This is a genomic window from Virgibacillus sp. L01, from assembly GCF_052246775.1.
Lineage (GTDB): Bacteria > Bacillota > Bacilli > Bacillales > Amphibacillaceae > Lentibacillus.
The window spans coordinates 687,967-701,882 of the sequence record NZ_JBQQCP010000001.1 but is presented as its reverse complement, the minus strand read 5'-3'; the positions used below and the strand labels follow the sequence as shown (position 1 = coordinate 701,882).

Annotated in this window: 11 protein-coding genes; 7 read left to right on the top strand and 4 right to left on the bottom strand. The window is 40.0% G+C overall.

Annotated elements, in window-relative coordinates; translation table 11 throughout:
• Positions 1 to 19 precede the first annotated feature (19 nt).
• The 3 genes from ACTWQM_RS03200 to ACTWQM_RS03190 form a co-directional block, all read right to left on the bottom strand.
• Positions 20 to 2,803: an FIMAH domain-containing protein gene (locus ACTWQM_RS03200; RefSeq protein WP_443256713.1), complete on the bottom strand. Its 2,784-nt coding sequence runs from the start codon at positions 2,801 to 2,803 to the stop codon at positions 20 to 22.
• Between the two features lie 20 nt (positions 2,804 to 2,823).
• On the bottom strand, positions 2,824 to 4,803 hold the full coding sequence (locus tag ACTWQM_RS03195) for a WD40 repeat domain-containing protein (RefSeq protein WP_443256712.1): 1,980 nt from the start codon (positions 4,801 to 4,803) through the stop codon (positions 2,824 to 2,826).
• Between the two features lie 263 nt (positions 4,804 to 5,066).
• Positions 5,067 to 5,687 carry a YesL family protein gene (locus tag ACTWQM_RS03190; protein ID WP_443256711.1) on the bottom strand — a complete coding sequence of 207 codons (621 nt, stop codon included), beginning with the start codon at positions 5,685 to 5,687 and terminating at the stop codon, positions 5,067 to 5,069.
• A gap of 385 nt (positions 5,688 to 6,072) precedes the next feature.
• Between ACTWQM_RS03190 and ACTWQM_RS03185 the strand changes: the two genes are divergently transcribed.
• The 7 genes from ACTWQM_RS03185 (at position 6,073) to ACTWQM_RS03155 (ending at position 13,402) form a co-directional block, all read left to right on the top strand.
• Complete coding sequence (locus tag ACTWQM_RS03185) at positions 6,073 to 7,314, top strand: sugar ABC transporter substrate-binding protein (protein ID WP_443256710.1); 1,242 nt, start codon at positions 6,073 to 6,075, stop codon at positions 7,312 to 7,314.
• A 159-nt stretch (positions 7,315 to 7,473) separates the two neighbouring features.
• Entirely contained in the window at positions 7,474 to 8,415 is a 942-nt protein-coding gene (locus ACTWQM_RS03180) for a carbohydrate ABC transporter permease (protein WP_443256709.1), read from the top strand.
• 33 nt (positions 8,416 to 8,448) lie between these two features.
• Positions 8,449 to 9,252, top strand: coding sequence for a carbohydrate ABC transporter permease (locus tag ACTWQM_RS03175; RefSeq protein ID WP_443256708.1), 804 nt, complete (start codon positions 8,449 to 8,451; stop codon positions 9,250 to 9,252).
• A gap of 34 nt (positions 9,253 to 9,286) precedes the next feature.
• Positions 9,287 to 10,192, top strand: a complete 906-nt coding sequence (locus ACTWQM_RS03170; protein ID WP_443256707.1) for a Gfo/Idh/MocA family protein — start codon at positions 9,287 to 9,289, stop codon at positions 10,190 to 10,192.
• Positions 10,193 to 10,205: 13 nt separating this feature from the next.
• Positions 10,206 to 11,228, top strand: a complete 1,023-nt coding sequence (locus tag ACTWQM_RS03165) for a Gfo/Idh/MocA family protein (RefSeq protein ID WP_443256706.1) — start codon at positions 10,206 to 10,208, stop codon at positions 11,226 to 11,228.
• A 12-nt stretch (positions 11,229 to 11,240) separates the two neighbouring features.
• On the top strand, positions 11,241 to 12,293 hold the full coding sequence (locus ACTWQM_RS03160; RefSeq protein ID WP_443256705.1) for an alpha/beta hydrolase family protein: 1,053 nt from the start codon (positions 11,241 to 11,243) through the stop codon (positions 12,291 to 12,293).
• Positions 12,284 to 13,402, top strand: a complete 1,119-nt coding sequence (locus ACTWQM_RS03155; RefSeq protein WP_443256704.1) for a mandelate racemase/muconate lactonizing enzyme family protein — start codon at positions 12,284 to 12,286, stop codon at positions 13,400 to 13,402. The genes ACTWQM_RS03160 and ACTWQM_RS03155 overlap by 10 nt, the downstream gene beginning before the upstream one ends.
• A 9-nt stretch (positions 13,403 to 13,411) precedes the next feature.
• On the opposite strand, the gene ACTWQM_RS03150 is transcribed toward ACTWQM_RS03155, so the two are convergent.
• Positions 13,412 to 13,831 carry a hypothetical protein gene (locus tag ACTWQM_RS03150; RefSeq protein ID WP_443256703.1) on the bottom strand — a complete coding sequence of 140 codons (420 nt, stop codon included), beginning with the start codon at positions 13,829 to 13,831 and terminating at the stop codon, positions 13,412 to 13,414.
• Between the last annotated feature and the right edge of the window lie 85 nt (positions 13,832 to 13,916).

Genomic DNA, 13,916 nt, shown 5'->3' with positions numbered 1-13,916 from the left:
CTTTTTAATTAGTTCTTATCTACTCCTGGTTTGTCCATAGATTGATATCATCAAAATAAACGGTTCCTATTTGATAGCTTGTTGTATATGCATAGATTCGTACATATGCAGCATTATCAGGAGCGACACCCTGCGTGTTGATTTTTTCCCATTGTCCAAGCATGGTCTCGAAATGATTAGCATAATTAGCGACTTGGTTACCATCTTTATCGTAAAAGCGTAACAGGAAGCTTCCTGAGCCATCTTCAGTAAAGGCTTGGGTTGATGCTATATACTCAACACCAGGTTCAACATCTATTTTATCACTGTATAGTGCAACAGATGCAGATCTTACAGTGTCTTCAATCTTTAAACTGTTGTTACCACTAAAACTGCGTTCATCCGTAACTTCGTAATAATGTTCTCCACCTACTTGAAACGCAGATGTCCAGCCGGGTATAACCTCATCTGTCAAAGGTTCCTCAAAGTCTGGATTTATTAGTTGTATGGAATTCACTGGCGGTTTCTCATTTTCAGATGACAAGGTTGTTATAAGGTTTTCAACTTTAGAATTCAATATATCCTTTGCCTCATCTGAAATAAATTCTTTCATAGAATCGTTGTTCAGATGTTTAAGCAGGTCATTCAGGTGCTTAATCGCCTGTTTCTTATTATCCTTATTTAAATGGTGTTTCGCTTGTTCCAATTTATTAGTCAGTTGAGCATAGACAGGTTGCTTGATATCTTCTTGCGTGTGATAACGGTCAATAATCTCCTGTACAAGCCCTGCACTGGTTACTTCAACCTTGTAAAGAAGTGTTCGGTTAGACGGAAGAGAATAGTATATGTTTCCATCAACTCCGATAGTAAAAGATTTAGCCTGAGTAATCTTATGACTGACAAGTGTTTCTGGATCGATGGCAGTTAGATTATTATCAAATTTTGCATATAATATATCGTTTGACCATTCCAAATCAATTGTTTGCCAGTCAGCGTAATAAAGAGCTCCATCCGGATAGATCTTCTTGCTTTTTACTACGTTTAACGTGTCGGGATCCAATGCAAAAATAATGTTATTTGCAGCACCCCATAATAAACCATTTTTACCAAAGGATAAGTCGCCAATCGTCTCAGGGTTATCTAGACCTTCGATTGATAGCGATATTTCTTCTAATTTCTGTTCGTTTTCAACATCCCATTTGAAAATTTTGGCCTGTTCAGCAACTGGATCTATCCCCAGACCACCGTTAATGGTCGTTGAACCATAAACAATACCATCTTTATAGGCTAAGCTGGCAATGCTTTGATTTTCTACTATATTACGGTAAACAGTTGGATTGGTTTGTTCTCCAGTCTGGTCATATACCGTTAAAGCACCACCTAGCTTACCATAATCGGGAATGCTTCCGATAAACGTCTTTCCATCTGCGCTTGTTATATCACTGATTCTATCTTGCTCTTTCCCGATTTGAAAGAGCTGCTTAGGATTGTTTTCTGTTGGTTCTTTTGTTGTGTCATATTCAAAAATTCTTGCCCCAGGATACACTCCAAAAAGCATTTTATCCTCATAAGAACTCATACTGTCGCCCTGTCCTAATGCGAAAGAGGTAGTAGAGTTATCAACTGGATTAAAGATAGCTCCCTCTGTAGCTTGAGTACCACTAATATAAATATTTCCATCGGGACCATTCTTTACTTTATTCATAATCGCTGGTGCCCCTTCTACTAATGAAGGACGTTCGATAACCTGGTTTGTCTCGATATTAAATATGGTTACACTGCCAGTCCAGTTAATGGTAACAAGACTTTTGCCAGGTAGATCCGGGTCGCTTAGTTCAACCCAATCCGCACCTCGCAGGCCACTGCCATATCTCATACCAGTGTCATTAATCTCCAGTGTGTTTAAATCGATCGACATAAACTTATCATCTGGTGTCATGTAATACACTAATCCATTGTGTGATTCTTGTTCTACATGCAAACCTCTTACGTTTGGAACGACAACATCAAGCCACTCTTGGGTTTGTGTATCGTAAATGTAGCCATTGTTTGTGTCGTTATATCTGATAAACAAATAGCGATTATCCACTCGATCCATGTCGTATACGGTGCCTGTCTCATCTAAAGAAGCAGCAATATTAGTCTTCTCTCCGGAAGAAATATTGTATTTGATTATTTTATCTTTAGCAGTTCCGGCATAAATATTTCCTTTAATATAAGCGATTGATCGAATATATTGCCTTGAAGACTCATCAATCATTTTCCCATAATCTGTAACTTCTTCGTTTTCCGGATTAAATTTATAAACTTTTCCGCCCGGATAGGTTCCAACATATACATTTCCTTCAGGGTCTGATGTTATCGAATAAGGGAATGATTGACCTGGGAAGGATGCTACAACTTTTGCATCCTTCGTTTCAGGAGAATACTTCCAAAGCTTTGCACCTCCGCCAATAGTTGCTATATACAAGTCACCATCGACTGTCACTTCATGTGCCCATGTACTTTCGGCACCTTCAAGCGTAATCGTCCTTAGCAATTCATAATTATCCAAATCTACCACATTAAGCTTTGCGGGTATGCCTTTTGCAGTAGTGTACATAACGTCATGGCCATCTTCTTTTCCAACTGCACCATCGAAAATACTAACTGTTCCGGTAAGCGGTGCTAATACCTTTTCGGCTTCCCCGTAAGTGGTGTTAGCAAGTTCAGTTGATTCCTGACCCGAGTTTGCTTGTGTGAGCGATGGGAGTCCTGCTAAAACAAGTACCAATAAGCCTGCTAATAAATAGGGCCACTTTTTTAATATAGGTTGTCCTTTCATTTAATATCTCTCCTTATTTATTATCGTTGATATTGATAAAGTTTATGGTCTCTGGCGAAGTAGAAGTTTCCAGCAGCATCTTGTGCGAATAAAGATGCATCTTCAACTAACGTTTCTTTTTCCCAGGTTTCTGGATTTACTTTGAAAAGTTCATTATGTGTCTGACCGTAAAGATTACCATCGTCATCAAATGTTAATGCGCCTCCGCGCCATAGGTGACCAACTCTATCCCAATTCAATGAATATAATTCTTCATGGCGAACGATTTGGTTGGATTGGATGTCATATTTAAACAGAACTCCTGATGTTAATCCCCATAGGTTTCCATCATCATCAAGGGTTAGTGCTGAAATTGCCTTTTCACCAGGTACTGGAACGGTCTCTAATACTTTCTGTTCATTTTCCATATCCCAGATAAATAATTTTGCTTCGTTTTCAGTTGGTTGGATTCCCAGTCCTCCCCAAACCGAAGTTCCTCCATATACTAATCCGTCTTTATAAGCAAGTGAGATTACACTTTGGTTTTCCACGACGTTTCGATGGAAGGAGTATTCATTTGTTGCGGGATCAAAGATAGTTAATGCTCCGCCTAATTTTCCGTAATCAGGCACAGTACCGACTGCCAGTTTATCGCCAGCAGAAACTAGTGCAAAAGGTCGATCTTGTTCTTTATCCTTCAAGCTGAAGTGCTCTACTGGATTTTTACCTAGCTCATATGGGTTATCAGGATTGTAGGAAAAAAGCTCTGCTCCTGTATAAATGCCCATATACAATCTGTCATTATGCGTTACCATACCTTCAATTTGCCCAAGGCCTTTATACTCTGTCAGTTGATCGGTCTGATAATCGAACTCTGCAAGCCCGCCGGAAAAATAACCACCAACAAATATATTTCCATTAGGTCCTTGAGTGAGGGTTTGGATATCGACCGGTTCTCCTTTTATCTGTCCAGGCGTGATTTCAGTGTTCCCGGTTATTGGATTATATTTTCGGATTTCTCCGTTCCACGATATGGTTGCTAGTGTTTTACCTGGAAATTCCTTCGTGCCGAGATTAATCCAGCCAAATCCTCGTGCCGAATAGAGATCGTCAAATCCTGTTGCTTTTAACTCAAGCGTATTTAAATTATAAGAATAGAGTTGTTCATTTCTGATTAAATAAATGTTGTACTTTGGCCCCGCTTGGGAGACATCTATTCCATTCGCATCTTCAATCTCGTCAATAACTTCCATTGTTTTCAAATCGTATACAAGAATAGTGCTAACACCACCTGTAACTCTTGCAAACATCTTGTTGCGAACAATGTTAATATCGTAAACTAGTGACGCGTCTGAATATTTGTCAGGTAATGGTATATTCTTAGTTTCTCCTGTCTCTGTATCTAACTCGACAAGATTTGCCCCATTAGTCCCAACCCCGGCATATGCCTTGTCTTTATAGATATCTATACTTCTAACGTATTGCTGTCCTTCAACCATTTGGCCATAATCACGGAACTCGTCCGTTTCGGGATTATATTGAAATACTTTACCGCTTGGATATGTCCCGCCATAAATGTTACCGTCTTCATCGGAACTAATGCGCCAGATAAATGATTCACCTGGAAGAGGCTTGCCAAGGTTTTCAATATGATCGCTTCCTGGTACATAACGGTATAGTGTGCCGTTTGAGTAGGTCCCCATATAAACATTGCCATCAGGATCTACTGTAAGTGCCCAGCTGTTACTAGCCCCTTCCAATGAAAAGCTATTAACTAGTTTACCAGATTCAGCATTTACAACATTAAAAACAGCAGGCGCCCCTCCGGAGACTGCATAGATCCAATCTTCTTCACCATCTGGACTTTTACCATAGACAGCTCCAGGAATGGAAACAGCATTTAAAGCAGTTCCAATTTCTCGTACGTTACTTTCTGCGGCTTCTGCATTTTTGTTTTCAACAACACCTAAATAAATAGTGAATAGTAATGGTAGTGCCAATAGAAATGTTACTTTACGCATCTTAATTACTCATCCTTTCCTCTGTGAATTGTTAAGAATTAAACTCTAAACCGGATTCACCTCCTATTTTTATTACATATGATTGCCTTCCTCAGAGAGCGTTTTCAATTTTCTCTATAGTTAATATTTTTAGACAAGTATCGACCTATAACAAGTCTTTTAAGAGTCCTTATGTTAATTAGGACAAATGTACTATGTGAATTTTCCAACACTAAAAAAGGTCTAACCCATGAGGTTAAACCTTTCCTTAAATATCATGCTATTTAAGCTAATCCTTTCCTGCGTTCAATTTTCCTGAAAGCTCTAAAACTAGTCCAGGTTATCGCAATTGCCAATATACTGCCACTGAATAACGGAATTACTCCTGGAAGAAGTGTGATTGCAAAATATATTAGTACAATCGATACAGCACTTAATATTGTTTCGATTGGGGAGGTTATGGCAACTAAAAATGATTGTTTAATATATTGAAAGAATTTTAGATCAAAATGCACGAACACTGGAAAGAAAAATAACAAGGTCACTGCATATGAAGCTAAAATAAAAATAAATACAGGCAGTAAATAAGCCAATTTACCGTCGTTTACCTGAAGAAAAGTAAAGTCGTAATAAAGGATGTAACCGACAATAATAAACAATAGACCTAAGCCATTAGCCTTTATAAAATCGGTGCGAAAAACTGTCCAAAATACAGGGAAGATTTTAAAGTTACTTTCTTTGCGCATCCATTTACGGACAATAGTAAACATTGCCACGGTAGCCGGAAACAGTCCGAAAATCACTAGACCTGCTATGGTAAATAAAATCCAAAGTAAATTTATGTAAGCTAATTTGAGCATCCAAAAAGCAGCGGTATTAAATTTTTCCCATCCACCGAATGTCATGTTGTTCCCCCTTCACTAAGATTGAAGCATATCATTATTATCTTTCCACAAAATTGCTAATATTTTCATTCATTATATGGGTGTCTCAAAATCATGTCAACAAGATTATGACGTACAACCGGTTCTTGCTTGGAAAATTTATTTTATTAAAGACACTTTAGAGACTTGTCTCTAGACGGAAAAGAACATAGAATAATAGCAAGGAAATGAATATTTCGATAATTTTAGTTGCTATTCAAAAAAATTCCTGAAAAGTTGTACATATATGATAACGCTTTCTGATAATGGCGGTAAATATTTATGCAGGAATTCTAAGGGGGTGTCTGTCGACTCTGACTTATTATGTAACAAATCTTATTAAAAAGAAGAGAGGGGTTTAATTAAAATGAAGAAAATTAGCATTCTGGTACTACTTATTATCTTGGGAGCTGTTTTAGCAGCGTGTAATTCGGATGAAGATGCCGCTGCAACGGATGGAGAAGTATCCGGTGAAATAACGGTATGGGTTCATCCATTTACGGGAGATGCAAATGCTGAAGAAGCTATGTGGGATGAAATCGTAGCATCTTATGAAGAAAAATTCGATGCGACAGTAACAATCGAAACAATCCCGTGGGGAAATCGGGACCAAAAAATACTTACTGCTCTAGCAGCTAATAATGGGCCGGACGTATTTTATGCAATTCCGGATCAAATGCCACAATATGCTGATGAGGGTATGTTATTAGAGCTTGATCCATATTTGGAAGACAATAATATGGATGACTTCGTTGATAGTGCACTTGTGTCAACAAAATGGCAGGATAAAACTTATGGTCTTCCAATTCTCCAGGAAGCATATACGCTTTTCTACAATGTTGATGTAATTGAAGCAATTGGTAAAGATCCTGAAAATTTACCTTCTACATGGAGTGAATTTGAAGAGTGGGCAAAAGCAGCTAAAGAAGAAGGGTATTATGCCTATAGCTATCAAGGCGGAGGATCAATGAATGGAACGTTATATCCTTTCCTTTGGCAAGCGGGTGGAAAAGTTGTAACACAGGATGATGAAGTGATGATCAATAATGCTGAAGGTGTAGAAGCTTTTAAGTTTATCAATAAAATGTATGAAAAAGGATGGGTTCCTGAAGATTCCATTACGGCTATGAATCATGACGCAATCTGGAATGCTGGAGAAATGCTAGCCGTACAAGGTTCAGGGATTTCCTTAACAAATTTACAGGAAAGTGGTCTGAATTTCGTTATTGCACCACCTCTTAAAAATAAAGAGCAAAAGACATACGGTACAACAGGAATGTTCGTTGTTCCAACAAATAGTGATAATCCAAAAGCAGCAGCTGAATTTGTAAAAACAGTTACAAGTGCAGAGAACCAAAGAAGATTTAATACAGTAACTCAATATATCCCAACAAGAGAATCTGCAAAAGATATCTTTGATGATCAGAAGTATTTGAAGCAGCTTTCACAATACACACAATATGCATTACCTGGAGTAATCCATCCAAAAGGTCGTAATATTATGCCAATGATTCAGGCAGAAGTTCAAACAATGATGGAAGGCAAGAAAACTCCACAAGAGGCTGCAGATGCAGCAGCAGAAGCAATAGAGGCTGAAATTGCCAAATAATAAGGTCTAGATAGAACAGGGAGTTTGGCTGATGTTTATTAGTCAAATTCTCTGTTACTAACTTACATATGAAATAAGGTGATTACACTGAATAATGCAGACAAGATCAACAAAGAAATGGAATCCCATAATAAAGGGAAAGTCCCTTTAAAAGATCGGATGAAGAGAAATAATGGTAAGTATTCTAATTCCAACAAACCAAAGCTGCCATTTAAAGAAAGAGTGAAAAAGCAATGGGATAGAAATGCAATTGTGTATATTTTTCTTATACCTACATTAATTCACTTTGCAATTTTTCAGGTATTCCCATTTGCATTCAGCTTTGTCCTGACATTTTTGGATTGGAAGGTAATTGGCGACCCAGAGTTTGTGGGACTTAAACATTGGATAGCGTTTATAAATGATGAATTAGCTTGGAGAGCAATCTGGAATACAGTTCTATTTTCCATTTATTATATCGTACCTACTATGGCACTTGGGCTGATCTTAGCTCTAATCATTAACTCAGGTGTTAAAGCATCAGGAGTGTACAAAGGAATCTTTTTCCTGCCAGTAGTTACATCTTTTGTAATCATAGCTGGTATCTGGGGATGGTTATTCCGAGGTACAGAATCAGGTATGGTAAACTATCTGTTAAGTTTCATTGGAATAGATACACAATTATTTTTAGCAGACTCTGATCAGGCATTAATGGTGCTGGCTGGGTTAAGTATATTTAAGGTTGCCGGAAGTACGATGATTTATTATTTTGCAGGGCTGCAATCAGTTGATAGACAACTGTATGAAGCAGCACGGATTGATGGGGCATCTCCTTTACGGATATTTTGGACAATAACCTTTCCGCTGCTAAAGCCGATCCATTTTTACGTAGCAATTATTACAACGATAGGTTCGTTCCAAATTTTCGACTCCACATTTTTACTTACAGGTGGGGGACCAAACTATTCAACAACGACAATTGTATTTTACTTGTACCAACAAGGCTTTGCAGGGCTTAACTTAAGCTATGCTGCTGTTCTGTCCTATGTATTGTTCTTCATAATTTTGGTTATTTCACTTATCCAAAGAAAGTATTTGGGACAAGACACGAATCACTATTAATCAACAGGTCTTTCTGGAAGGGAGATTAGAAAATTGAAAAAAACGATCACATATACAGCATTGATTCTATTAGCCTTTAGTTTTCTCCTGCCGTTTATCATTATGGCTCTGGGATCGTTTAAAGATATGAAATATGCTTTGCTGGATCCGCTTTTTTGGATACCAGAAGATCCTACCCTTAGTAACTATATCTATCTGTTTAATGACGGAATTTTTCTGAGGTGGATTTTTAACTCTTTGGTTATTACCATCATTCCTGTCTTCAGTCAGATGTTATTTTGTGCAATACTGGGGTATATTTTTGCCAAGAAAAAATTCCCAGGCAGAGAAATAATATTTTGGGTATTTATGGGCGTCATAATGATCCCGCAGCAACTGTTAATTATTCCAAAATATATTATGTTTGCAGATTTCGGCTGGATCAATACGTACTGGGCTTTAATTATTCCGGAACTATGGGGGATTATGGGAGTATTTTTAGTACGGCAATTCCTGCAAAATATCCCGAATGATCTGGAAGAGGCCGCACGTATTGATGGGGCTAATGATATTAAAGTTTTCTTTAAGGTTATTTTGCCACTATCGATACCAGTAGTTGCAACAGTAGGAACTTTCTCGTTTATAACAAACTGGAATGATCTATTTCAGCCATTGATTTATATGACGAAGGAAGAAATGTTTCCTGTTACAGTTGGTTTAGCATCGCTACTCGGTAAAGAAGGTGATTTCGGTATTGAAATGGCCGGGTCGACACTTTCATTTGTTCCGACCTTCATTATATTCCTGTTCTTCCAGCGTTATTTCACAGAAGGAATTCAGATGTCGGGGCTGAAATAAAAGAGTTTATCGTTAATCTGAAAGGCGGCAAAACATGTCAGACAAATTGAAGGTAGGCATTATTGGGTTAGATACTTCGCATGCAGTAGCCTTTACAGAATTACTTAATGACCCATCAGAAAAACATCATGTCCCCGGTGGGAAAGTTGTAATAGCTTTTCCTGGAGGTTCCCCTGACTTTGACCTAAGTATCTCACGCGTTGAGGGTTTTACAAATGAGCTTAGAAGTAAATATGATGTCAAAATCACTGACTCTATTGAACAAGTCGCAGAAGAAAGTGATGCAATTTTATTAGAGTCAGTAGATGGTAGAGTTCATTTAGAACAGTTGCGGAGAATTATTTCCTATAGGAAACCAATTTTTGTTGATAAACCGTTTAGCCTGCAGTCAGAAAAGGCTGCTGAAATGGTTAAACTTGCTTCAGTTTACCAGACTCCAGTTATGAGTACGTCAGCACTTCGCTATGCGGATGCCTTAATAGACGTACTATCAATGTCTGGTAAAGGAGAAATAATAGGTGCTGATTGCTTTGGCCCGATGGAACTGCAGGAGAAACAGCCGGGCTTTTTTTGGTATGGAATCCATTCAATTGAAATTCTGTTCGCAATTTTAGGTGAGGGCTTTCAGTCAGTAAACACCACAGCGAACGATGAACATGATGTTATTGTTGGACAGCGGCGCGATGGGCTTTTTGGAACTGTTCGAGGTAATCGCAAAGGTAACAAGCAATTTGGAGCAGTAATTCATTTCGAACAGGGGAGTGAATATGTCGATATAAACACGGGTACGAAGCCTTATTATGCTAGCTTACTGGACCATATAATGGATTTCTTTCAGGATGGAATCCCTCGAGTTTCGTTAGCTGAAACGAGAGAGGTTATTCGGTTTATTGAAGCGGCGAACGAAAGCAGAACTACTGGAAAACAGGTTTTAATTTGAGGTGAGTGAAAATATGACGTCAGTAAAATTTGGCATTATAGGTGCTGGTGTATTAGCACCATTGCATGCCAAGGCGATTGCATCAAACCCACAGGCTGAGCTTGTTGCAATTTCCGATATTAATCAACAGAAGGCTGACATATTGGCCGAAGAATTTGGCGTAACGAAAACATTTACAGATTATCAGGAGATGCTCCAAGAACAGATTGATGTTGTTTGTATCTGTGTGCCAAGTGGTATGCACGCGAAATTTGCTCTAACTTGTGCCGCAATGGGAAAACATATTTTATGTGAAAAGCCACTAGATATTAAGTTCGAGCAGATGGACCAGATGATTCATGCATGTAACGATGCAAACGTTAAACTGGGAACTGTTTTCCAAAGACGGACATTACCGCATTTTATCGCTGCAAGGTACGCTAAGGAACACGGGCAACTAGGAAATATGATGATGATTCACGCTTATTTGAAGTATTTTCGTGATGATGACTATTATGCAAGTGCAGGCTGGCGTGGGAAGTGGGAACTTGATGGCGGCGGAGCACTGATGAATCAGGGCGTTCATGGTGTCGATCTTTTACAGTGGATTGGTGGAGAAATTGAAAGTGTTTTTGCTTATAACGATACATTAGTTCGCCAAAATATTGAGGTTGAAGATACTGCGGTTGCTGTGGTGAAGTTTAAAAATGGTGGTTTTGGAACAATTCAAGGTGCTACCTCTGTATTCCCGGAACAGCAGACATCCATTGAAGTTAATGGTGACAAGGGTACAGTGAAAGTTTCCGATACTACTGTGGACATTTGGGAATTTATGAATACTAATGAGCCAATTGAGAAGCCACAATTACCCGAGGATGATCATGACGGACACTCGATTATTGTTGGTGACATGATTGAAGCTATTTTAGAGAACCGTGAGCCAATGATATCTGGTATTGAAGCAAGAAAATCAGTTGAAATTATTTTGGCAATATATGAATCAGCTCGCTCAGGTCGTGAAGTAGTACTGTCAGAATTTCACCCTTTTAAAACGTAAGGAGGTATTTGATTGGCTTACAAGCTGCATATGTTAAATGAGCAAGGAATACCTTCTCTTATTAATGGCGTTGATTCTGCAGAAGACTGGCCGAAAAAGAGATCAGACATCCTCTGGCGCTGGCAGGAAATGATAGGCAAACTTCCTGAGAAGGTTCCGTTAAATTTAAAAATACATGAAGAGATAGAAGAAGATGGCTTTATCAGACAGCGTGTCACATACAACACAGCTGACGCTGATATTGTTACGGCATATTTACTAATTCCAATGGGAGCAGAAGAAAAAAGGCTGCCGGCAGTAATTGCACTGCATGGTACAGATGAAATGGGTAAGGATTCAGTAAGTACAAATAATGCCAATCATTTTAAAAATTATGCGACTGAACTTGTTCAAAGAGGCTATGTCGTATTAGTTCCAGATGCTTTAACTGCTGGAGAACGGATTAAAACAGGTGAAAAGCCGTTTCATAATGCATACTTTTATCGTGACTTCCCGCAGTATTCATCGATTACTGCCAAGAATTTAATTGATCATCGGCAAGGAATTGATTTACTCGAAAGCCATCAGTTTGTTGACGGGAAGCGTATCGGAGCTATCGGTCATTCATTCGGCGGTTATAATGCTTATTATCTGGCGGGAATAGATGGCAGGGTGAAGGCTGTCGTAACCAGTTGCGGATTTTCTATGTTCACCGGAGACTATCGGCCGCAGCGCTGGGCTGACCGGGACTGGTATACACATTTTCCGAAATTAACACCAATGATAGCAGAAGGGGATATCCCTTTTGAATTTCACGAAATTTTGGCTCTTGTAGCACCGAAGCCAGTGTTCAATTGGAGCGGTCAAAGTGATTCAATTTTTCCACATTGGAAGTCAATTGCCAGCGGATTGCATCATGTGTACCAGCTATATGAAAAGCTGGGCTATCATGACCGTTTTACATCATTAATTGGTGCTGAAGGGCATGATTTTCCACCGCACATTCGAGAGTCTGCTTATCAGTTTTTGGATAAATGGCTGGGTTATAATGTCACCTCTAAAGGAGTAATTAATTTATGCGAATAACAGCTATCGATGTTTTTCCTTTAAATTTACCGATGCTGCAAAATTTCTCCATTTCTGGTGGGCAAGTTGGGAGTAAAAATGCAGGTGCGCCACATGTTTATGTGCGTATAACGGCTGATGATGGCACGGAAGGCTGGGGAGAAGCGCGGCCAAGTCATCGCTGGAGTTATGAAACATTGGAAACGGTGGTAAGTACGATTCAAAATTATTTTGCTGAGGCGTTAACAGGCATGGAATTGGTTGATCTGGAGGAAATTCACAGTGTAATGGATCAGCAGATATCATCAGGAATAACACGCGGACAGCCGATAGCGAAGGCTGCAATTGACATGGCTGTTATGGATGCTGTCGGTAAAAGCTCAGGGCAGCCACTTGCGCATGTATGGCTGTCACCACAGCAAAGAAAAATTGCCCTTTCCTATTTAATCAGTGTCACAAATGTGGAAGATGCTGCAGAAAAAGCACGTATTGCGAGTGTTCAAGGATATACTGGTGTTGACGTGAAAATAGGATTAAATCCCGAAAAAGATATCGAAATAATAAAAGCTGTAAAGGAAGTAATCCCTGAAGCATATTTTCGTGTAGATGCGAATCAGGCTTACCGACTAAAAGAGGCAATGCGTTTAAGCAGGGAAATGGAGAAAGTTGGAGTAAATGTATTTGAGCAGCCATTGGCAGCAGGTGATTTATTAGGGCATGCGAAGCTTCGGGAATTCACAACCATTCCGATTGCTTTAGATGAGAGTATATGGACGCCTGAAGATGTCGTTCGAGCTATCCAATTAGATGCATGTGATGCTATTGTCATTAAAGTGACGAAAATGAGTGGCCTCTCACGAGCGAAACGATGTGGTGAAATTGCTCAAGCTGCTGGAATGGAATTAATCGGTGGAGGATTGACGGAATCATCGTTAGGCCTTTATGCGAGTGCGCAGTTGTTTCATGCGTTAGGGATATCAACACCAGTCGATTTGAATGGCCCGCTATTTCTGGCTGATGATCCCTCTAAAGTAAGGGCTGAGATTGAACATGGCGAAGTTAGACTGCCTAGTGGGTTTGGGATAGGATGGGAAGTTGACTCTGCCAAGCTTGGGAAGCTATCGGTGTAGAGGCGTGATTTAGAGCGCTGGATTCGATAGTGCGTTGAACTCGAGCGAGGGTGTGTTGAACTCGAGCGAGGGTGTGTTGAACTCGAGCGAGGGTGTGTTGAACTCGAGCGAGGGTGCATCGAACTCGCGCGACAGCGCACTGAACTCGCGCGATAACGCACCCGACTCGCGCGACAGCACACCAAACTCGCGCGACAACGCACCAAACTCGAGCAAGAGCGCACCAAACTCGCGCGACAACGCATCAAACTCGCGCGACAGCGCACCAAACTCGAGCGACAACGCGCCAAACTCGCGCGACAACGCACCGAACTCGCGCGACAACACACCGAACTCGCGCGACAGCACATCAAACTCGCGCGACAACGCACCAAACTCGAGCGACAACGCACCAAACTCGCGCGACAGTGCGCCGAACTCGAGCGACAACGCACCAAACTCGCGCGACAGCGCCTCAACTCGAGCGACAGCGCCTCAAACTCGAGCGACAGCACACCAAACTCGAGCGACAGCA

Bases quoted from the DNA above. Each gene is read 5' to 3' on its own strand.
- ACTWQM_RS03200 (WP_443256713.1), bottom strand. From the start codon at position 2,803: ATGAAAGGACAACCTATATTAAAAAAGTGGCCCTATTTATTAGCAGGC.
- ACTWQM_RS03195 (WP_443256712.1), bottom strand. From the start codon at position 4,803: ATGCGTAAAGTAACATTTCTATTGGCACTACCATTACTATTCACTATT.
- ACTWQM_RS03190 (WP_443256711.1), bottom strand. From the start codon at position 5,687: ATGACATTCGGTGGATGGGAAAAATTTAATACCGCTGCTTTTTGGATG.
- ACTWQM_RS03185 (WP_443256710.1), top strand. From the start codon at position 6,073: ATGAAGAAAATTAGCATTCTGGTACTACTTATTATCTTGGGAGCTGTT.
- ACTWQM_RS03180 (WP_443256709.1), top strand. From the start codon at position 7,474: ATGAAGAGAAATAATGGTAAGTATTCTAATTCCAACAAACCAAAGCTG.
- ACTWQM_RS03170 (WP_443256707.1), top strand. From the start codon at position 9,287: ATGTCAGACAAATTGAAGGTAGGCATTATTGGGTTAGATACTTCGCAT.
- ACTWQM_RS03165 (WP_443256706.1), top strand. From the start codon at position 10,206: ATGACGTCAGTAAAATTTGGCATTATAGGTGCTGGTGTATTAGCACCA.
- ACTWQM_RS03155 (WP_443256704.1), top strand. From the start codon at position 12,284: ATGCGAATAACAGCTATCGATGTTTTTCCTTTAAATTTACCGATGCTG.